General features: G+C 68.5%; 22 protein-coding genes and 1 pseudogene. 15 read left to right on the plus strand and 8 right to left on the minus strand.

Annotated features, from left to right (window positions below):
- Positions 1-1,043 (minus strand): phycobilisome rod-core linker polypeptide (locus KBY78_RS06320; protein WP_255142877.1); only part of this gene is annotated, 1,043 nt, incomplete at its 3' end.
- A gap of 169 nt (positions 1,044-1,212) precedes the next feature.
- Between KBY78_RS06320 and KBY78_RS06325 the strand changes: the two genes are divergently transcribed.
- The 13 genes from KBY78_RS06325 (at position 1,213) to KBY78_RS06385 (ending at position 10,908) form a co-directional block, all read left to right on the plus strand.
- Entirely contained in the window at positions 1,213-2,436 is a 1,224-nt protein-coding gene (locus KBY78_RS06325) for a trans-aconitate 2-methyltransferase (protein WP_255142893.1), read from the plus strand.
- Positions 2,437-2,483: 47 nt separating this feature from the next.
- Positions 2,484-3,008, plus strand: coding sequence for an ATP synthase subunit I (locus KBY78_RS06330; RefSeq protein ID WP_255142878.1), 525 nt, complete (start codon positions 2,484-2,486; stop codon positions 3,006-3,008).
- 64 nt (positions 3,009-3,072) lie between these two features.
- Complete coding sequence (gene atpB / locus KBY78_RS06335) at positions 3,073-3,801, plus strand: F0F1 ATP synthase subunit A (protein ID WP_006171982.1); 729 nt, start codon at positions 3,073-3,075, stop codon at positions 3,799-3,801.
- 161 nt (positions 3,802-3,962) lie between these two features.
- A complete protein-coding gene (atpE, locus tag KBY78_RS06340; protein ID WP_185465090.1) occupies positions 3,963-4,211 on the plus strand; it encodes an ATP synthase F0 subunit C in 249 nt (82 codons plus the stop codon).
- A gap of 143 nt (positions 4,212-4,354) precedes the next feature.
- Positions 4,355-4,825 (plus strand): F0F1 ATP synthase subunit B', encoded by a 471-nt coding sequence (locus KBY78_RS06345; protein WP_006171980.1) that lies wholly within the window; start codon positions 4,355-4,357, stop codon positions 4,823-4,825.
- Entirely contained in the window at positions 4,822-5,352 is a 531-nt protein-coding gene (locus KBY78_RS06350) for a F0F1 ATP synthase subunit B (RefSeq protein WP_255142879.1), read from the plus strand. Before KBY78_RS06345 ends, KBY78_RS06350 begins: the two co-directional genes overlap by 4 nt.
- Positions 5,352-5,900: an ATP synthase F1 subunit delta gene (gene atpH / locus KBY78_RS06355; RefSeq protein ID WP_255142880.1), complete on the plus strand. Its 549-nt coding sequence runs from the start codon at positions 5,352-5,354 to the stop codon at positions 5,898-5,900. Before KBY78_RS06350 ends, atpH begins: the two co-directional genes overlap by 1 nt.
- A 63-nt stretch (positions 5,901-5,963) precedes the next feature.
- Positions 5,964-7,481, plus strand: a complete 1,518-nt coding sequence (atpA, locus tag KBY78_RS06360; protein ID WP_006171977.1) for a F0F1 ATP synthase subunit alpha — start codon at positions 5,964-5,966, stop codon at positions 7,479-7,481.
- A 12-nt stretch (positions 7,482-7,493) separates the two neighbouring features.
- Positions 7,494-8,447, plus strand: coding sequence for a F0F1 ATP synthase subunit gamma (locus tag KBY78_RS06365; RefSeq protein ID WP_255142881.1), 954 nt, complete (start codon positions 7,494-7,496; stop codon positions 8,445-8,447).
- Positions 8,425-9,192, plus strand: a complete 768-nt coding sequence (locus KBY78_RS06370) for a TIGR02466 family protein (RefSeq protein WP_255142882.1) — start codon at positions 8,425-8,427, stop codon at positions 9,190-9,192. The genes KBY78_RS06365 and KBY78_RS06370 overlap by 23 nt, the downstream gene beginning before the upstream one ends.
- A gap of 41 nt (positions 9,193-9,233) precedes the next feature.
- A complete protein-coding gene (locus tag KBY78_RS06375) occupies positions 9,234-9,557 on the plus strand; it encodes a 2Fe-2S iron-sulfur cluster-binding protein (protein WP_255142883.1) in 324 nt (107 codons plus the stop codon).
- 11 nt (positions 9,558-9,568) lie between these two features.
- Complete coding sequence (locus KBY78_RS06380; RefSeq protein WP_255142884.1) at positions 9,569-9,763, plus strand: hypothetical protein; 195 nt, start codon at positions 9,569-9,571, stop codon at positions 9,761-9,763.
- Positions 9,760-10,908 carry a DUF3326 domain-containing protein gene (locus tag KBY78_RS06385; protein ID WP_255142885.1) on the plus strand — a complete coding sequence of 383 codons (1,149 nt, stop codon included), beginning with the start codon at positions 9,760-9,762 and terminating at the stop codon, positions 10,906-10,908. Before KBY78_RS06380 ends, KBY78_RS06385 begins: the two co-directional genes overlap by 4 nt.
- Here KBY78_RS06385 and ald read toward each other — a convergent pair.
- The 5 genes from ald to KBY78_RS06410 form a co-directional block, all read right to left on the minus strand.
- On the minus strand, positions 10,820-11,959 hold the full coding sequence (ald, locus tag KBY78_RS06390; protein ID WP_255142886.1) for an alanine dehydrogenase: 1,140 nt from the start codon (positions 11,957-11,959) through the stop codon (positions 10,820-10,822). The genes KBY78_RS06385 and ald overlap by 89 nt on opposite strands.
- Positions 11,960-12,052: 93 nt before the next feature.
- Positions 12,053-13,759 carry an NAD+ synthase gene (locus KBY78_RS06395; protein WP_255142887.1) on the minus strand — a complete coding sequence of 569 codons (1,707 nt, stop codon included), beginning with the start codon at positions 13,757-13,759 and terminating at the stop codon, positions 12,053-12,055.
- A complete protein-coding gene (locus KBY78_RS06400; protein WP_255142888.1) occupies positions 13,759-14,373 on the minus strand; it encodes a nicotinate-nucleotide adenylyltransferase in 615 nt (204 codons plus the stop codon). The genes KBY78_RS06395 and KBY78_RS06400 overlap by 1 nt, the downstream gene beginning before the upstream one ends.
- Positions 14,370-15,698, minus strand: a complete 1,329-nt coding sequence (locus KBY78_RS06405; RefSeq protein ID WP_255142889.1) for a DUF697 domain-containing protein — start codon at positions 15,696-15,698, stop codon at positions 14,370-14,372. Before KBY78_RS06405 ends, KBY78_RS06400 begins: the two co-directional genes overlap by 4 nt.
- Positions 15,695-16,708, minus strand: a complete 1,014-nt coding sequence (locus KBY78_RS06410; RefSeq protein ID WP_255142890.1) for a CNNM domain-containing protein — start codon at positions 16,706-16,708, stop codon at positions 15,695-15,697. Before KBY78_RS06410 ends, KBY78_RS06405 begins: the two co-directional genes overlap by 4 nt.
- Before the next feature lie 84 nt (positions 16,709-16,792).
- Between KBY78_RS06410 and KBY78_RS06415 the strand changes: the two genes are divergently transcribed.
- Positions 16,793-18,112 carry an aminopeptidase P N-terminal domain-containing protein gene (locus KBY78_RS06415; RefSeq protein WP_255142891.1) on the plus strand — a complete coding sequence of 440 codons (1,320 nt, stop codon included), beginning with the start codon at positions 16,793-16,795 and terminating at the stop codon, positions 18,110-18,112.
- Here KBY78_RS06415 and KBY78_RS06420 read toward each other — a convergent pair.
- Positions 18,084-18,959 carry a TIGR01548 family HAD-type hydrolase gene (locus tag KBY78_RS06420; RefSeq protein WP_399215436.1) on the minus strand — a complete coding sequence of 292 codons (876 nt, stop codon included), beginning with the start codon at positions 18,957-18,959 and terminating at the stop codon, positions 18,084-18,086. The genes KBY78_RS06415 and KBY78_RS06420 overlap by 29 nt on opposite strands.
- Here KBY78_RS06420 and KBY78_RS06425 point away from each other — a divergent pair.
- Positions 18,943-19,437, plus strand: coding sequence for a 30S ribosomal protein PSRP-3 (locus KBY78_RS06425; protein WP_006171964.1), 495 nt, complete (start codon positions 18,943-18,945; stop codon positions 19,435-19,437). The genes KBY78_RS06420 and KBY78_RS06425 overlap by 17 nt on opposite strands.
- A gap of 38 nt (positions 19,438-19,475) precedes the next feature.
- Here KBY78_RS06425 and KBY78_RS06430 read toward each other — a convergent pair.
- Positions 19,476-19,868, minus strand: a pseudogene (locus KBY78_RS06430) (hypothetical protein); the annotation flags it as partial.

Genomic DNA, 19,868 nt, shown 5'->3' on the forward strand with positions numbered 1-19,868 from the left:
AAGCGGCCGTAAAACTGCCGCCGGTATTCCTTGCTGCGCCCCAGGGCGCGGATGAACTCCCGCATCGAGAGTTGACCCTGGGACACCTGGGTGGCTTCCACGGGGGCCACCACCTGGGAGTAGCCCTTGACGATGTCGCGCTCGAACACCTGCCGGTAGGCGGCCCGGATCACCTCGGCCTTTTCGCGGCCGGAGAGGCCCGGCTTCATCACGAAGCGCTGGCGGGATTCGGCGGCCAGGGCGTAGGTGGCCGGGAGCTGCAGACCCTGGTTCTCGGGGCTGCCCAGACGCTGGCGCGCCGAGGGGGTGGGAACGGCCAGCTCCTTGAGCAGCACGTTGAAGCAGTCGATCACCAGCTGCCTGGATTCCGAGTCCTTGCGGAAGAGGTTGGCGGCGGCGGCGCGCATCTCCTGCAGGGCCACGTTGGTGGCGGCCAGGGAGCAGGCCTTCTCGAGCACATCGCGCAGGCCGCGGGTGTTCACCGCCAGGATGCTGGGATCACCGGCCACCAGGGCATAACCCACGTAGCGCAGGAACCAGCCCATGTCGCGCAGCGACTTGCGCATGCGCTCGGTGCCGTAGCGCGCCACGCTGATCGGGCTGAAGCCGGGGGGTAGCACCACCCGCACATCGGCATCGGCCTGGACCCCTTCGAGGATCCGGCCAAGCAGGCCGGTGCCACCGCTGCCCTGGGCGAAGGTGCGCACGGAGGTGGCGGCGGCCACCTGATCGCTGGCCAGGGTCGTGGTCTCCGGCTGACCCACGTTGAAGGGGGTCAGGGGAGCATCGAGATAGGAGAGCGGCGTGCCACCGGCGAAGATCCGGTTGGCGGCCTTGGCGACGATCGTGTCGGCATTGGCGGAGATCACTCGAGCCGCTTCCACGCGGGCAGAGCCGCTTCGGTAGAAGCTGAGGAGGGTCTCGAGCTCCACCTTTTCGGGGAACCGATCCTGTTGCTCCGCCTGACGGACGCTGGAGAGCGGCAGGGTGTCGTAGAGCTGAGGGCTGACCCTGGTGCTGCCGCTGCTGGCGGTCACGGTCATGAACGGGCGTGTACCGGGCGGAGTCACGTTACGGCTGTGCTCCTGTCCTCCCGCCAGGCATGAACAAATGTTTGCAGCGGACTGCCGGCAGATCGACTCCGGCCGCCACGAATGGGCCCTGGTGGGCCCGGCCCATGAAAAGCTCCCCATGGATCGCATCCCCGCACCGATGAGCCCAGGCCCCGCCGATGCCGCCACGCCGGCGGTGAGCGCCTTTTACGACCGCTTTCCCTATCCGGGGGATCCGCTCCAGGACGGGCCCCCACCTGGTTACAACTGGCGCTGGAGCTACCCCTGCGTCAGCAGCGCCTGCACGGGTCGCCTGCCGGAGGCGGGCCCGCCTGTGCGGTTGCTGGATGCCGGCTGTGGCACTGGTGTGAGCACCGATTACCTGGCACATCTCAACCCCGGCGCGGAGATCCTGGCAGTCGACATCAGCGCGGGTGCCCTTGAGGTGGCCCGCGAGCGGCTGCGCCGCTCCGGCGGTGCCCGGCACTGTTCCTCCCTGCGCCTCGAGCAGCGCAGCCTGCTGGAGCTCGACGGCGAAGGCCCGTTCGATTTGATCAATTCCGTGGGGGTGCTGCACCACCTGCGTCAGCCCGAAGCGGGGCTGCAGGCCCTGGCGGCATTGCTCAGGCCTGGTGGACTGCTGCACCTGTTTCTCTATGCCGATGGCGGCCGCTGGGAGATCCACCGGGTGCAGAGGGCGCTCACGGCCCTGGAGGTGGTGGGGGATGGGGAGGGCCTGCGTCTGGGCCGTGCCCTTCTCGAGCAGCTGCCGGAAACCAACCGCCTGCGCCGCCACCACGAGCAGCGCTGGGCCCTCGACACCGCGGCGGACGCCAATTTCGCCGACATGTACCTCCATCCCCAGGAATCCAGCTACGACCTGGCGGGCCTGTTCCGCTTCGTGGCCAGCGCCGGGCTCGAGTTCGCCGGCTTCTCCAACCGCGAGGTCTGGGATCCGGCCCGCCTGCTGCAGGGAGAACTGCTGGAGCGGGCCCGGGCCCTGCCCGACCGCCAGCGCTGGGCCCTGGTGGAAAGCCTCGACCCCGACATCAGCCACTTCGAGTTCTTTCTCAGCCGCGGCCCCCTGCGCGTCAGCTCCTGGGACAACGATGAGGAGCTGCTCTCGGCCTGCGGACGACGCAACCCCTGTCTCTGGGGCTGGCCGGGGGCCACGCTGCTCGATCCCGACCTCAGACCGATCGAGCTCGACGATCAGGACCTGGCGCTGCTGAAGGCCCTTGATGCGGCGCCGGAGTCGACCCCGATCGGTCGGTTGTCCCTGGGCTGGTCACCCGATCAGCAGGCTGCGGTGGCCCGCACCCTCTGGAGCCGCCGCCTGCTGTTGCTGGCCCCTGCCAGCGGGCGCTCCGGCACAGGCTTGTAACACCTTTGTGATAGATTCCGCGCGCCGTTTCCGATGTGCTGACGCGCTTGCAGGCCACCCCCGCATCCGGCACCCCAGCCGGGCCTGATTCCCCTGAGGTGTTCCCCCAGGAGGCTTCTGATCTGCGGTCGTCCTTGCTGCGTGGCCTGGCCGGGAGAGAACTGGCGGTCCCCACACTGGTGCCGCCGGCCCCATCCCCCGAGTCCGCCCCCGTGGTGGACAGCCCCGACAACGGCATTGAGGACTTCATCCGGCTGCAACGCCGTCTGCTGTTGTCCACCGCGGTCATTTCACTTGTGGCGGCCCTCGCGGCGGCCCTTCTGTTCGACCGGACCACAGCCCTGAGCCTCTCCCTCGGAGCGGTCTCCGGCATGCTCTACCTGCGCCTTCTGGCTCGCAGCGTCGGTCGTATCGGAGCTGAGTCCAAGCAGGTGGGCAAAGCCCAGCTCCTGGTTCCGGTGCTCCTCGTGCTGGGCTGCTCCCGGGTCCCTCAGCTGGAGGTCCTCCCGGCCCTGATCGGGTTCCTGCTCTACAAGCCGGCGCTTCTGCTTCAGGCCTTCGTCCGCCCCTGATCAGCGATCCTTCGATCTCCTGATCACTCCATCCGTCGCTTCAGCGGCACCTCTGTACCCCTCGATGGTTCCGTTGCCTCTTTCTCTTCCCTTCGCCGAACTGGAGGTGGGTCAGCACCTCTACTGGCATGTCGGTGGTTTTCAGATCCATGGCCAGGTCTTCCTGAGCTCCTGGCTCGTCATCGGCGCGCTGCTGGCCCTCGTGGTGGCCGGCACGCGCAACCTGGAGCGTGACCCCCGGGGTGTGCAGAACCTGCTGGAGTTCATCTGGGGGTATCTGCGTGATCTGGCCCGTGAGCAGATCGGCGAGAAGGCTTACCGCGATTGGCTTCCCTTCATCGGCACCCTCTTTCTGTTCATCTTCGTGAGCAACTGGGGCGGTGCCCTGGTGCCCTGGAAGCTGATTCACCTGCCCAGTGGCGAGCTCGGGGCCCCCACCGCCGACATCAACACCACCATCGCCCTGGCTCTGCTGGTTTCTCTGGCTTATTTCTACGCGGGTCTGAGCCGCAAGGGTTTCCGGTACTTCGAGTACTACGTGGAGCCCACGCCGATCATGCTTCCCTTCAAGATCGTCGAGGATTTCACCAAACCTCTCTCCCTCTCGTTCCGTTTGTTCGGCAACATCCTTGCCGACGAACTGGTGGTGGCGGTGCTGGCGTTCCTGGTGCCTCTGGTCGTGCCTCTGCCGGCCATGTTTCTGGGGCTGTTCACCAGCGCCATTCAGGCCCTGATCTTCGCCACCCTCGCCGCTTATTACATCGGTGAAGCAGTGCACGAAGAGCACCATTGATCCCTCCAGGCTGATCCGCCGCCTCCGGGCCGGTCGGCCGTTCTGCTAAATCTCCTGCGCGCAGGTCCGGTCTGAACCGGGCCCGTCTCCCCAGCGGAGATGTCCCAGGCGCCAGGTTCAACCCGCGCTCTTCCGGCGCCCCACATCCCCAACGTTCCACCATGGATTCCATTACTTCTGCAGCGTCTGTTGTGGCTGCCGGTCTGGCTGTCGGCCTCGGCGCCATCGGCCCCGGCATCGGCCAGGGCAGCGCTGCTCAGGGTGCCGTCGAGGGCATCGCCCGCCAGCCCGAAGCCGAAGGCAAGATCCGCGGCACCCTGCTGCTCTCCCTGGCGTTCATGGAAGCGCTCACCATTTACGGCCTGGTCGTCGCCCTGGTGCTGCTGTTCGCGAACCCCTTCGCCGGCTGATCGCCTCCGGCAGGAACGGGGCACCGGGCTGAGGCCACGGTCCCCGATCCGCTGATTCGCCACTCCCGGACCCACCGCTCCACTCCGTCCCCACCGGCCCCAGGTCGGCGCGGGCCATCCGATCCCTCCAGCGTCCCCGCCCCATGACCAGCTGGCTACTGCTTGCCGCAGCAGGTGCTCCCGAGGGAGGTCTGTTCGACCTCGATGCCACCCTGCCGCTGATGGCGGTTCAGGTTGTCCTCCTCACCTTCATTCTCAACGCTCTCTTTTTCCGCCCTGTCGGCAAGACCGTCGAGGAGCGTGAGAGCTACATCTCCACCAGCCGCGCCGAGGCCAAGCAGCAGCTGGCTCAGATCGAGCGGCTGGAGGCTGATCTGCGCCAGCAGCTGCGCGAAGCCCGCCAGCAGGCCCAGGCTCTGATCGTGGAGGCCGAACAGGAGATGGACCGTCTCTACCGCAGTGCCCTCGCCGCGGCCCAGGCGGAAGCCAACGGCAGCCGCGAGGCCGCCCGGCGGGAGATCGACACTCAGCGCAAGCTGGCTGAAGACACTCTCAATGGTGAAGCCGACCGGCTCGGCGATCTGATCGTCACCCGTTTGCTGGCTGCCCAATGAGCATCGTCATCTCGATTCCGGCCCTTCTGGCCAATGAGGGGGGGTTCGGCCTCAACCTCAACCTCTTCGACACCAACGTCATCAACCTGGCGATCGTGATCGCTGCGTTGGTCTGGTTCCTGCCCAAGGTGCTCGGTGGGATCCTCGAGACCAGGCGCGCGGCCATCCTCTCCGATCTCCAGGATGCCGAGCAGCGTCTCCAGGAAACCACCACGGCCCTGGCCGCCTCCAAGCAGGATCTGGCCGATGCCCAGAAGAAGGCTGAGAAGATCCGCAGTGATGCCAAGGCCCGTGCCGATGCCCTCCGCCTTGACAGCGAGCGCCGGACCGTCGAAGAGATGGCCCGCCTCAAGCACGGCGCCGTCGCTGATCTTCAGTCGGAAGCCTCCAGGGTGAGTGAACTGCTGCGCCGCGAAGCCGCCCGCCGGGCTGTCGAGAGAGCCCTGGCTTCCCTGCCCGGCAAGCTCGATGCCGAAGCTCAGGCCCGGTTCATCGACCAATCCATCAACAGCCTCGGGCAAGCCTGATGCCGCTCCTCAATTCCATCTCCACGCCCTACGCCGAAGCCCTGCTTCAGGTCGTCGATCAGCGCCAGGAAACCGATCAGGTGGCCAAGGAGGCCAAGGATCTGCTCGAGGTCTGGCAGTCCTCCCCCGAGTTGCGGGCCGCGTTTGTCTCCCCGGTGATCGAGCCCGAGGCCAAAAAGAAGGTCCTCGAGACCCTCTTCGCGAACGAGGTCACCCCCACCTTCCTGACCCTGCTCAAGCTGCTGGCCGATCGTCAACGCATCGCCATCCTTGATGCGGTCCTGGATCGTTTCCTGGTGCTCTACCGGGAGCAGCGCGGCATCTCTCTGGCCAGGATCACCTCCGCATCGCCCCTGAGCGAGCAGCAACAGCAGGCGCTGCACACCAAGGTTCTGGCCGTGGCCGGCACCGACAAGGTGGAATTCGATCTGCACATCGATCCAGCCCTCATCGGTGGGTTCGTCGTCAGCGTGGGCTCCCAGGTGATCGACGCCAGCCTGGCCGGCCAGGTGCGCCGCCTCGGTCTGGCGCTGGCCAAGGCCGGCTAGCCCCCTCCCCTCCGCCTTCCACTCCTTCCTTCCATCGCCTCCCCATCAGGGGATCCCCCACCCATGGTTTCCATCCGCCCCGACGAGATCAGCGCCATCCTCAAGCAGCAGATCGAGGACTACGACAAGTCCGTCTCGGTCAGCAACGTTGGAACCGTGCTGTCGGTGGGTGACGGCATCGCCCGGATCTACGGCCTGCAGCAGGTCATGTCCGGTGAATTGGTGCAGTTCGACGATGGCAGTGAAGGCATTGCCCTCAACCTCGAGGACGACAACGTCGGCGCCGTGCTTCTGACCGATGGCATCGGTATCCGGGAAGGGAGCACCGTCAAGGCCACCACCCGCATCGCCGAGGTGCCGGTGGGTGAGGCGATGCTCGGCCGGGTGATCAACCCCCTGGGTGTGCCGATCGACGGCAAGGGTGAGATCGCCACCACCTCGACCCGCCTGATCGAGTCGATGGCCCCCGGCATCATTCAGCGCAAGTCGGTGCATGAGCCGATGCAGACCGGCATCACGGCCATCGACGCCATGATTCCAATTGGCCGCGGCCAGCGGGAACTGATCATCGGCGACCGTCAGACCGGCAAGACCGCCATCGCCATCGACACCATCCTCAACCAGAAGGGTGAGGACGTCGTCTGCGTCTACGTGGCCATCGGTCAGAAGTCGGCCTCGGTCGCCAACGTGGTGGAAGTACTGCGTGAGCGCGGCGCCCTGGATTACACCGTGGTGGTGGCCGCCAGCGCCTCCGAGCCCGCCGCACTTCAGTATCTGGCCCCCTACACCGGCGCCGCCATCGCCGAGTCCTTCATGTACGAGGGCAAGGCCACCCTGGTGGTTTACGACGACCTGACCAAGCAGGCCCAGGCCTACCGCCAGATGTCGCTGCTGCTGCGCCGTCCCCCCGGTCGTGAGGCCTACCCCGGCGATGTCTTCTACTGCCACAGCCGGCTGCTCGAGCGCGCCGCCAAGCTCTCCGATGAGATGGGCAAGGGCAGCATGACCGCCCTGCCGATCATTGAAACCCAGGCCGGCGACGTCTCGGCCTACATCCCCACCAACGTGATCTCGATCACGGATGGCCAGGTGTTCCTGAGCTCCGACCTGTTCAACTCCGGTCTGCGTCCAGCTATCAACGTGGGTATCTCCGTGAGCCGGGTGGGTGGTGCCGCCCAGACCAAGGCGATCAAGAAGATCGCCGGCACCCTCAAACTGGAGCTGGCCCAGTTCGATGAACTGGCCGCCTTCTCCCAGTTCGCCTCCGACCTCGATGCCGCCACCCAGGCGCAGCTGGGACGGGGCAAGCGCCTGCGCGAGCTGCTCAAGCAGCCTCAGTACAGCCCGCTGCTCCTGGCTGAGCAGGTGGCTGTGGTGTATGCCGGTGTCAAGGGCCTGATCGATGAGGTGCCTGTGGATCAGGTGGTGCAGTTCTGTCGTGAACTACGCGACTACCTCAAGACCAACAAGCCTGAGTTCATCACCAAGGTTCAGACCGAGAAGGTTCTCAGCGACGAGGCTGAGTCGATGCTCAAGGACGCCATCAACGACGTCAAGTCCACCCTTCTGGCCGCAGCCTGAGGTCTCCCCACCATGGCCAACCTCAAGGAAATCCGCGACCGGATCAGTTCGGTCAAGAACACACGCAAGATCACCGAGGCCATGCGCCTGGTGGCCGCCGCCAAGGTGCGTCGCGCCCAGGAGCAAGTGCTCCGCTCCAGGCCTTTCGCCGATCGGCTGGCCCGGGTTCTCGAGAATCTTCAATCGCGCATGCGCTTCGAAGATGTGGTCAACACCCCCCTGCTCCAGCAGGAACGTTCCGTCAGCCACATCACCCTGCTGGTGGTCAGCGCCGATCGGGGTCTCTGCGGTGGCTACAACGCCAACATCATCAAGCGCACGGAGCAGCGCTTTGCCGAGTTGAAGGGTCAGGGCTACGAGATCTCCCTGGTGCTGATCGGTCGCAAGGCCACCACCTACTTCCAGAACCGCTCTTATCCGATCACGGCCACCTTCACCGGGCTCGACCAGGTGCCGAACGCCGAGGAGGCCCGCTCCATCGGCGATCAGATCCTGGCCGAATTCCTTTCCGGCTCCACCGACCGTGTGGAGATGATCTACACCAAGTTCATCAACCTGGTGAGCAGCGCTCCGGTCTCCCAGACCTTGCTGCCGCTCGATCCGCAGGGCATCGCCAGCCCTGACGATGAGATCTTCCGTCTGACCACCCGTGAAGGGCAGCTGGCTGTCGAGCGCGGCAACGCGCCGAACCAGGAGCCTGCGCTGCAGTCCGATTTTGTTTTCGAGCAGAGCCCGGATCAGTTGCTCAACGCTCTGCTGCCGCTCTATCTGGAGAATCAGCTGCTGCGCTCCCTTCAGGAGTCGGCGGCCAGTGAGCTGGCCAGCCGGATGACGGCCATGAACAACGCCAGCGACAACGCCAAGGCCCTCGCCAAGAGCCTCACCCTCGACTACAACAAGGCCCGCCAGGCGGCCATCACCCAGGAGATCCTGGAAGTGGTCGGTGGTTCCACAGCCATGGCCTGAGCCAGATCGGGGCATCCTCAGCCTGTTCCCCCTGGCGATTGCCAGGGTGCAGCTCCGGCCAGATCCGCTCGATTCGGCTTTGATGCTGCAACAGGTGCTTGCTCAGCGCGGCGACCAGGACGCCAACCCCGATCCAGGTTGTGCCTGGACCGGTGATTTTCATGGCGTCTGGCAGTTGCATCAGCGGCCTGAGTTCAGCTGGCTGCTGGAGCAGGTGAGCCGTGAAGCCCACCACTACCTGCGGGCCCTTGGCTTCGATCTCGGTCGCGTCAGGCTGCATCTGCAGCGCAGCTGGCCTGTGGTGGCGGAGCCGGGCCAGGTGGTGGGGCGCCACCACCATCCCAATGCCCATCTCAGCGCCGTCTACTACCTCAACGGTGATGGCAGCGGCCGCAGCGGTTGCCTGCGACTCTTCGCTGGGCGTTGCAGCAATGAGCTCGTGCCCGGCCTGGCGGTGGGCCATGACGGACCGATCGCCTCGGGTCATCCCCTCAATGCCGGCTGGCACGACCTGGCCCCACAGGCGGGTCTGCTGGTGCTCTTCCCCTCCAGCACCGACCATGCCGTGTTGCCCAGTGAGGACGAGGAGGACCTGCGCCTCTCGATCAGCTTCGATCTCTGCCTCACAGCTCCAGCCTGTGGCCCCGGCCAGCCCCAGCCGCCGGAATACCTGGCGCCCCATCCCGGCCAGTGGCTGGAGCTGCCGCTCGACGGGGTCACGTCGTCCGGGAAGATGGTGGGGTGAACCGCTGGATCGACAGCCCCCTGCCGCGTACCCATCACGCCATGAGTGACAGCTTCACCGTGACCGCCGAGCTAGGCGGCGTGACCCACACCTTTCCCTGCCGGGCGGATCAGACCGTGCTCGCGGCGGCCGAGGAGGCCAGCGTTCCCTTGCCCAGCTCCTGCTGTTCCGGGGTCTGCACCACCTGTGCCGCCCGTCTGCGCCAGGGTGAGGTGTACCAGCCCGACGCCATGGGTGTCAAGGCCGATTTGCAGGCTGAGGGCTTTGCCCTGCTCTGTGTGTCCTATCCCCGCAGCGATCTGAACCTGTTGGCTGGCCAGGAGGATGCGCTCTATGAGGCTCAGTTCGGCCAGTTCCAGCGCTGAACCGTCCTCCTGTGCCCCGGCTCGAGACAGTGGACTTCTGGTTGGAGGCTGCCCCCGGTCCGCTGCTGCCCCAGGTGCGCTCAGCCCTGGCCGAGAGAGGAGAGGCCCTGCGCTGGGCCATCACTGCCGCCCTGCCGGCTGAGGAGGGCTCCCAGCTGCGGCGGCGGCGGCTACGGATCGAAGCGGTCCTGCTTCAGATCCCTTGAGCCGGCCCCTGCCCACCCTGCTGGTGATTCCCACCGGCATCGGCTGCGCCATCGGCGGTTATGCCGGCGATGGTCTGCCGGCGGCCCCGCTGCTGGCGGCCGCCTCCGGATGCCTGATCACCCATCCCAATGCCCTCAATGCGGCCGCTCTGTACTGGAGTGATCCGCGAATCCACTACGTGGAGGGCTGGGCCCTGAACCGCTTTGCGGCGGGCGACCTGGCCCTGGCCCCGGTGGCGTCGCAGCGGGTGGGCCTGCTGCTCGATGCCGGCATCGAGGAGGAGCTGCGCCTGCGCCACCTGCAGGCGGCCGAGGCCTGCCGCGCCAGCCTGGGGCTCTCGATCGGCCCCGTGCTCAGCACCGACGTTCCCCTGGAGGTGTGCCTCTCGCTCGGCCCCAGCGGGGTGAGCAGCGGCCGGATCGGCCGGCCGGATGCCCTGATCCGGGCGGGGGAACGCCTGCGTCAGGCCGGTGCCACCGCCATCGCCGTGGTGGCCCGCTTCCCCGATGACCCCGGCAGTGAGGCCCTGGCCTCCTACCGCCAGGGCAGCGGCGTCGATGCCCTCGCCGGCGCTGAAGCCGTGATCAGCCATCTGCTCAGCCGTCAGCTGGGCCTTCCCTGCGCCCACGCCCCGGCCCTGGCCCCCCTGTCCCTGGATCCGCGTCTGGATCCCCTGGCCGCGGCGGAGGAACTCGGCCACACCTTTCTTCCCTGCGTGCTGGTGGGCCTGAGCCGGGCTCCCGATCTGATCCCGCTGCGGCCCGAGTCCGGGCCTGAGCCCCTTGGTGAGGCCGTGATTCATCCCAGCCGGATCGGCGCGGTGGTGGCCCCAGCCGGCGCCCTGGGCGGTGAGGCTGTCCTGGCCTGCGCGGAGCGGGGCATCCCCCTGATCGCCGTGGAAGGCAACCCTTCCCTGCTGGAGGTGAGTGCCGGGCGCCTTGGTCTGAGCGCGATTGCCGCTGCCAGCTATGCGGAGGCTGCCGGCCTGGTGCTGGCCCTGCGCGAGGGCCTGCAGCCCGAGGCCCTGCGGCGGCCCTTGCCGCCCCTGGAGCAGCTCAGCGCAGACAGGCCATCGGATGGCGGGTCGGCATCCCCAGGGCCTTGGCCACTCCGGGATGGCACACGGCCCCATCCACCGTGTTGAGGCCGGAGAGCAGCTCGGGCCGCTCGGTGACCGCCTCCACCAGTCCCCGACCGGCGATGCCCATGATGTAAGGCAGGGTGACGCTGACCAGGGCTTCGGTGGAGGTGAAGGGCACGGCGCCGGGCATGTTGCCCACGGCGTAGTGCTGAACGCCATGGATGGTCACCACAGGATCGGTGTGGGTGGTCTCGCGGCTGGTGGCGATGCAGCCCCCCTGATCGATGGCCACATCGACGATCACTGAGCCTGGCTTCATCCGCTTCACCACCTCCTCATCCACCAGGGTGGGGGCCCGGCTGCCGGGGGTCAGCACCGCGCCCACCACCAGGTCAGCGCTGGGAACCAGCCGCTCGATCAGGCTGTTGCTGCTCACCAGACTCACCATCCGCCCGATCCGCTGGGGCTCGAGCAGGCGCAGGCGCTGGGGGGTGTGATCCAGCAGGAACACCTCCGCATCCATGGCCGCGGCGACCCGGGCGGCATGCCAGCCCACGGTGCCGGCTCCGAGCACGATCACCCGCGCCGGCCGCACCCCGGCGCAGCCGCCCATGAGCACACCCCTGCCACCATGGGGTTTCTCGAGCAGATGGGCCCCCACCTGGGCGGCCAGCCGACCAGCGATTTCGCTCATCGGCGCCAGCAGCGGCAGGTTGCCGTTGTCGAGCTGGACGGTTTCGTAGGCCACGCCGGTGGTGCCCGCCTCCAGCAGGGCCCGGCCCACCTCGGGGTAGGCGGCCAGGTGCAGGTAGGTGAACAGCACCTGATCACCGCGCAGGAAGGGGAACTCCTCCGGCTGGGGTTCCTTCACCTTCACCACCAGATGGGCGCCCCAGGCCTCCTCGCGGTCGACCAGGCGCGCTCCAGCCTCGGCGTAACTGGCGTCCTCCATGCCGGCCCCCTGGCCGGCTCCCGCCTCGACACGCACTTCGAGGCCCTGGGACACCAGCTCCCTCACCCCATCGGGGCTGAGGGCCACCCGCTGTTCATCCCGTTTGATCTCCCTGGGAACACCGATGCTCGCGATCGGTGCCGCTGGGCCCATGCTGGCCATGCCAATGAGAAGCTCCTTCCAGGTTGGCGGGCTGGCCGCCCGATCGCCAGCTTTCGCCACGGATTGGGCACTGACCCCTCAGCTGAGCCCCCCTCAAGAGAGCGGTCCGGCGGCGATGGGCATGCGCCAGCCCCCGCCGAAGGCCCGGCCGCTCACCTTCAGCAGGGGTGCTGCCTGGCGTCGTTTGAATTCGGCCGTGCGCAGCAGCCGGTACACGCGTCGTGCCAGCTCGCCATCCACCTGACCCTGGACGATCAGCTCCTCCGGTGAACGCAGCTCCTCGATGTAGGCCCTGAGCAGGGGATCGAGCTGGTCGTAGTCGGGCAGGGAATCGGTGTCGCGCTGGTCGGGCCGCAGTTCGGCGCTGGGGGGCTTGGTGCGGATGGCGGCGCCGATCAGTTCGCCGCTGGCGGGCAGGCCCAGGGACTGGCGGCAATCGGCGGCGGCCTCAGTGTCGAGCCAGTGGCAGAGCCGGAACACGGTGGGCTTGTAGAGATCGCCGATCACCGCGAGCCCGCCGTTCATGTCGCCGTAGAGGGTGCAGTAGCCCACCGCCAGCTCCGACTTGTTGCCGGTGGACAGCAGCAGGCGGCCCTGCTGGTTGGCCACTGCCATCAGCAGCGTGCCGCGGATGCGCGACTGCAGGTTCTCGGCGGTCAGCCCCTGGGGAGCCCCCCCAAAAACAGGATCCAGGCTGTGGTCGAAGGCCTCCATCAAGGTCTTGATCGCCACCGTCTGGTGGGGCAGCCCCAACCGGTTGGCGAGATCGATCGCATCGAGGCGCGACCCTGCGGAGCTGTAGGGGGAGGGCATCAGCAGGGCCTGCACCTGCTCGGGCCCGAGGGCCGCCGCGGCGATCACAGCCACGAGGGCCGAGTCGATGCCGCCGCTCAACCCCAGCACCACCCGCTGGAATCCGCACTTGCGGGCGTAGTCGTGCACCCCCAGCACCAGCACCCGGAACAGCTGCTCCAGGGGTGGCGGCGCCGGGGAGGCTGGGGCCGCTGGCGCCGTGTCCCGGGGCTTGGGCTCCCACAGCTCGAGGGCCACCTGGGCGCAGGGCAGCTGGCGCAGCACCCGGGCCTGGGGATCGATCACGAAGCTGCCCCCATCGAAGACCAGCTCGTCGTTGCCCCCCACCTGGTTCACGTAGACCACCGGACAGCCCAGGCGGGCCGCCGCCGCCCCCGCCAGCTCCAGCCGCAGCTCCGGTTTCCCCTGGGCGAAGGGGGAGGCGGAGAGGGTCAGCAGCAGATCGGGGCGTTGGGGAGCCAGCTCCGCGATCGGGTCGGCACCCGCCAGCCGGTGCCCCTGCACCCGCTCCTCCACCCAGAGGTCTTCGCAGATGGTGAGCCCCAGGCGCCAGACCCGATCGGCCCCAGGCCACTCCAGCAGGCAGGCCTGGTCTCCGGGCTGGAAGTAGCGCCGTTCATCGAACACGTCGTAGCTGGGCAGCAGCCGCTTGCGGGCCACCACCCGCCAGCGGCCCCGTTGCACCAGGGCAGCGGCGTTGTACAGGGCCGGCAGCTCGCGCCCGGCGATCGGATCCACCAGGCCCAGCAGCAGGCCAAGCCCCGGCGGCAGCTCGGCGGCGAGGGCTTCGAGCACCCGCCCCTGCTCCAGCAGCAGGGAGGGGCGCAGCAGCAGGTCCCGCGGGGGGTATCCCCAGAGCGAAAGCTCCGGGCTGATCACCAGATCGGCGCCCGCTAGCGCGGCCCGCCGGCTGTGCTCCAGCAGCTGGGCGGCATTGCCGCGCAGATCCCCCACGAGGGGATTGATCTGTGCCAGGGCAAGACGCATCAGCGCAGGGGAGGGCGGCTGGCCAGACAGGAGCGCAGGCCATAGAGATTCTGCTCCAGCAGCACTGGCCAGAGCTCAGGCGGTACCAGTTGAGGGTCGGGGTGACGGCGGATGGCGGAGCTGGCCGTGGCCGGGATCTGCAGGGGCAGCACCTCCACCCGGCCGCCCCGGCGATTGAGCTGCTCGATCTGCAGGGAGTCGAGCGGCCAGCCCAGTCTCGGGACCACCGCCAGACGGCAGCGGCGCAGGATCTCATCAGCCGCATACCAGCGCTGGATCTGGGGCAGCAGATCGCTGCCCACCACGAACACCAGCTCCGCCTCCGGCCACTGCCGCGCCGCCCGCTCCAGGGTGTCGAGGGCCCTGGGGCTGCTCAGGCTCTGGTCGACGCGCAGGTTGGGACTCTCCAGACCCTCCACCACCGCCTCCAGAAGGGCCGCCCGCATGGCCAGCGGTGCCCCATGGCTCTTGAAGGGGTTGTCGCTCGCCCAGGTCCTCACCAGGGGATAGCGCCGGCTGAGCCCCGCCAGCAGGCTGCGGTGCCCGAGGGTCGGTGGATCGGCGCTGGTGCCGAACAGGGCCACCGAGGACGGCTGGCCGGCGGATTCACTCACGGCAGCAGGCTGGCGTTCACGGCCTCGCGGCCCTCCAGCTGCCACTGCTCCAGCCATTGACGCGCCTGGGGGTCATGGCGCCCCAGGCGGCGCAGCAGCGCCCCGGGGCGGGCCCGGCCGCGCTTGGTTCCATTGAGCAGGGCGGCGGCAGCCAGCCGCCCGGTCCGGCGGGTGGTCTGGATCGCCAGGGCCGCCTGGGCCAGGGCCACCGGCGCCGCCGGAGCCAGGGACAGCCCGGCGGTGGCCGGTGCCGCCAGCAGCAACAGCTGGCGCACTCCGCCGAGCAGCAGTTGCAGGGCCAGCTGGGCGCCGCCCAGCAGGGCGCTGTGGCCGGAGAGGCGGCCCAGCAGTGCCCTGGCCTGAGGCCCACTCAGCGGCAGTCCGTAGAGCTCGCACAGCTGCAGCACCAGGGCCGTGTCCAGGGCCAGACCACCGGCCAGATCCAGCAGAATCAGGGGGTTGGCCGCCACACCGGTGGCCTTGAGGGCCGCGAAGCGTCCGATCAGGGTCTGAGCCTGGCGGCGATGCTGCTGCAGGCGCCAGTGCGAGAGCCGCTGGTTGAAGCGATCGCCGGCTGCCAGGGCGTTGAGGGCCAGCAGCAGCTCCCCATGGGCCCGGAGCAGGCCGGTGAGCCGCTCGCGCAGGGGCTCCACCAGCGGCGGCAGGGGCTCGCTGCGCACCCTGCCGTCGGGGCGCAGCACGCCTCCCCGGGGCGCCGCGGCAACGGCCACCAGCTCCAGCTCACGGGCGCCGGCGGGAAGCCGGCGGCGGATGCTGGCCAGCAGGGCCTGCCGCTCCCCCTCGGGCCAGCCGTCGATGCGGTTGACCACCAGCAGAAGGGGTTTGCCCGAGCTCAGCAGCTGCTGCACCGCCTCGGCCTCGACCCGGCTGAGGTCGCCATCAAGCACCACCAGCACAAGATCAGCCCCCAGGGCCACCCGGGCGGCCAGGCGTTGCCGGGCGGCGGCGGCCACCTCATCGATGCCGGGGGTGTCGACCAGCTGCACCTGCAGCGGCCCGGCCATCGCCCCGGGCCAGGGCTGCCGCTGCTGCTCTCTGGTGGAGCCATGGGCCAGGTCGGTGGCGAAACGGTGCTCCCCAAGCAAGGCATTGAGCAGGCTCGATTTGCCCACGCCCACCCGGCCGAGCACGGCTACATGGAGCTCCCGGCGCCGCAGCCGCCCCAGCTGGCGATCGAAGGCGGCCAGTTCCGGCCCCAGGCTGGCTCGCTCCCGCGCGCTCAGAGCCAGCTGGCCGCGCCAGCGCAGCAGCAGCTGTTCACAACGCTCGAGAACTGGCGGCGGGGCCATGGCCGTTGCGGTCATCCCTGGGCCTCCCCGGCGGGCTGGGGCCGCCGCCACCAGCCCGCCAGCACCGCCAGCACGGCGTCGGCACCGATCACCCCCACGAACCCGCCGAATTCATCCACCACCACCCGCACCGAATGGCTGCTGCGGCGGAAGGCGGTGAGCAATCGGTCGGCGCGGATCATCTCCGGCACGAACTCCACCGGTTCGGTGAGGCTGAGGGCGCTTTCGCTGCCGCGGCCCTCCACCAGGGCCACCAGCAGGCCCTCGCGGCTGGCCACCCCCAGCACCTCATCCACCTCCTCACCGAGCACCACCCACCAGCCGGCGGTGTTGGTGAGCAGCAGATCGCGCACGCTCTCCAGCGGCGCATGGCCCGACACCGTGGGAGCGGCCACCCGGGGCACCATCAGATCCCGTGCTGTGAGGTCGTTGAGCTGAAACACCTTGGCGATCATCGCCGCCTCGTCGGCTTCGATCTGGCCCTTCTGGGACCCGAGGCGGGCCAACAGGCGGATCTCCTCCTCATCAGTGGTGAGTTCGCTCTCGGCGGTGATCGCCGGCATCATCCGCTCCAGCAGCAGCACCAGCGGCAGCATCAGCCGCAGCAGCAGGCTCACCGGTGCGGCGCTGGCCAGCGACACCGGCAGCGCCAGGCGGCTGCCCAGGGCCTTGGGCAGGATCTCCCCGAGCATGATCACCAGCACGGTGAGCCCCACGGAGAAGAGTGGCAGGGCGATCCGGTCGACGCCGAGCCTGGAGAACACCCAGCCGGCGTAGCTGCCCAGCATCAGGCTGCCGAAGATGTTGAAGCCGTTGTTGAGGGTCACCAGCACGGCCAGGGCGCGGCCCCTGCGGTTCTTGAGGTCGAGCAGGGCCCATGCCCCCCGCACCCGCCTCGGCCTGCTGGCCCGTTCCTGCACCCGCAGGGGATTGACCGTGAGCATGGCCGCCTCCACTCCGGAGCAGACAGCCGACCCGATCAGGATCACCACCACCAGGGCCGCCAGACCCAGGAGCTCATTCATCGGGTTGTCGTCGCGGCCGATCGCGGCATGGGAACACGTTCATTCAATGGGCTATGCCATCTTCTCGCTAGTGGCGCAGACCCCATGGTGATCCCCCAGACCGAGTTCCACCAGCGTCGTGTGCGTTTCCTGGAGGCGCTGGGGGGTGCGGCGGCGGTGATTCCGGCAGCCCCGCTGGTGCGTCACCACGCCGATGTGGAGTATCCCTTCCGCCAGCAGAGCGACTTCTGGTACCTCACCGGCTTCGATGAGCCCGGGGCCGTCGCCCTTTTCCTTCCTCACCAGAGCGACAACCCCTTCGTTCTGTTCGTCGAGCCCAGGGATCCCTCCGCCGAAGTCTGGAACGGCTTCCGCTGGGGCTGCGAGGGGGCGGTGGAGCATTTCGGCGCCGATCTGGCCCACCCCCGCGCCGAGCTGGCCTCCCGCCTTGCCGACTACCTCCAGGGCGCCGAAGGGATCGCGTTCCGCGTGGGCCGCGACGCTGTTGTGGAGCCCCTGGTGCTGCAGGCCTGGGGCCAGCAGCTCGATCGTGCGCCGCGCACGGGCCATGCGGCCCTGGGGCTGGTGGCCCCCTGCCCGATCCTGAAGGACATGCGCCTGCGCAAGAGCCCGGCGGAACTGGAGCGGCTGCGGGAGGCGGCGCGAATTTCCGCTGAAGCCCACGAGCGGGCCAGGGAGGTGGCCCGTCCAGGACTGAGTGAGCGCCAGATCCAGGCGGTGATCGAGCAGCATTTCCTTGAGCAGGGCGCCCGCGGACCGGCCTATGGCTCAATCGTGGCCGGTGGCGACAACGCCTGCGTTCTGCATTACACCCGCAACGACGCACCGCTGCGGGACGGGGACCTGCTGCTGATCGACGCCGGCTGCAGTGTCTCGGACTACTACAACGGCGACATCACCCGCACCTTCCCGGTCAACGGCCGCTTCAGCGGCGAGCAGCGGGCCCTCTACGAGCTGGTGCTCGAGGCCCAGCTGGCCGCGATCGCCAGCGTGGCTCCCGGCGCCGATGCAGAGCAGGTCCACGGTGCGGCCCTGCGCGTGCTGGTGGAGGGCCTGCTTCACCTCGGCCTGCTCAACGGGTCGGTGGATGACCTGATCGAGCAGGGGGCCTACCGCCATCTCTACATGCACCGCACCGGCCACTGGCTGGGCCTCGATGTCCACGACGTGGGCGCCTACCGCCTCGGGGAGCACCCCCAGCCGCTGGAGCCGGGCATGGTTCTCACGGTGGAGCCGGGCCTTTATGTGAGCGACCGCCTGGCGGTGCCCGAGGGACAGCCTCAGATCGAGGAGCGCTGGAAGGGGATCGGTATCCGCATCGAAGACGACGTGGCGGTGACCGAGGTGGGCCATGAGGTGCTCACCGCCTCCGCCCTCAAGGCGCCGGCGGCGATGGAGCGCTGAGCGGCCCTGTCCCCAGCCAGCCCAGAAGCTGTTCCGGCTCCAGGCTGGAGGTGCTGGGGAGGATCTGATCCGCCCCTGCCGAGCGCAGCCCCTGCTCGTAGCCCTCTCGGGCGCTGGTCTGCTCCGGTGTGTGCAGATGCGGCGGCGCCACCGCCAGGCTGAGCAGGTGAAGGTCCGGCCGCTCGCGCCGTGCGGCCACCACCGTGTGGACATCGGCCACGGTGTCGCCCAGGTAGGCCACCGGCAGAGCACCGCCGGAGGAGGTGGTGCCGAGTGTCAGGGCCAGACGCAGAAAACCGGTGGGATCGGGCTTCTCGGGTGCCTCGCCCATGGCGATCAGGGGCGGATCCACCAGGCCCAGGCGCTGCTGAAGCACGTAGCGGCAGGAGGGCGGCTCGGCGCCGCTGACGAAGCCCCAGGCGATGCCGGCCTGCTCCAGCACCTGAAAAAAACCGTGCTGCACCAGCAGCGGTTCGCTGCGGATGAAACCCCTCCAGCCGCTGGGATCACCGTCGGGATCGCCGCCGAAATAGAGCCGGCTGAACACCTCCACCACCACGTTGAGGGGAGGCAGGGGCTGGAGCCCCTGGCGCCGCAGCAGCTCCAGCGAGGCCTGCCAGTCGTTGTTCCAGTGGCCCTCGGCCTTGAGGGCGTCGATCTGCTCAGGTTCCGGCCGCCAGCCGCCGAAGTGGTGCACGGTTTCGGCGATGGCCCGGCGGTAGCTGCCACTGACATCGCGGATCACCCCGTCGATGTCGAAGAGAAGGACGGCTCGCGGCTGCAGAGGGACTGGTTCAGAGGCTGGTAGGTTAGTTGTTTGCCTTTTTGCCTTGAGCGCCGAAACCATGACGGCCCCTGAAAGCGCTGCCACGACAGAGACCCCCGCTGAGGCGGCCGTGGCGGTGAGCACCGCTGATGAGGCTCCCACCCAGGGGCGTCCTCCGTTGCGCGGAGCCAGTGCCGCCCTGGCCTCGGCCACGGTTGATGAGGATGGGGTTCCTTCCGGTCACACCCCCAAGGCCGATGAGGGCCGCTTTCTGCTGAAGATCCTCTGGCTGCCCGACAACGTCGCCCTGGCGGTCGATCAGATCGTGGGTGGTGGCCCCAGCCCCCTCACGGCCTACTTCTTCTGGCCCCGGGAGGATGCCTGGGAAACCCTCAAGGGTGAGCTCGAAGCCAAATCCTGGATCACCGACAACGAGCGGGTGGAGATCCTCAACAAGGCCACCGAGGTGATCAACTACTGGCAGGAAGAGGGCAAGGGCAAGGCCCTCGAGGAAGCCAAGGCCAAATTCCCCGATGTCACCTTCTGCGGGACCGCCTGACGCCTCACCGGCGTCGCCCACCTGGCGGCCAACCCCACCTAGCGGGGCTTGATCACGCCCCCGAAGTCGCTGGCGGTGATCAGGGCGGGAGTGCTGGAGGTGTCGAGGGTGAAACGGCGGCTTTCGCTCTGGACGCTGCCATCGGGATAGACGAAAGTCACCAGGCCCTCGAGGGTGACGCTGGAGCCCTCCTGGCTGGTTTCGCGCAGATCGGCCACGCTCACCCGCTCGAACTGGTTGAAGAAGGCGGGATCGAACTGATCAGCCGCTGCGCCCCCGAAGAACCGGCGGGCCTGGTCGTAGGCCTTGCTGCTGAGGGCGGCGTAGAGGCCCTGAACGCTGGCGATCGCCTGGTCGGTGTTGGCTGCTGGCGGCTGAGGCGGGGCGAGCGGCTGCGGTTCCGGCAGGCTCGGTTCCTGGGGCGGCGTTGA

This window comes from Synechococcus sp. EJ6-Ellesmere (assembly GCF_024345875.1).
GTDB lineage: Bacteria > Cyanobacteriota > Cyanobacteriia > PCC-6307 > Cyanobiaceae > Regnicoccus_A > Regnicoccus_A antarcticus.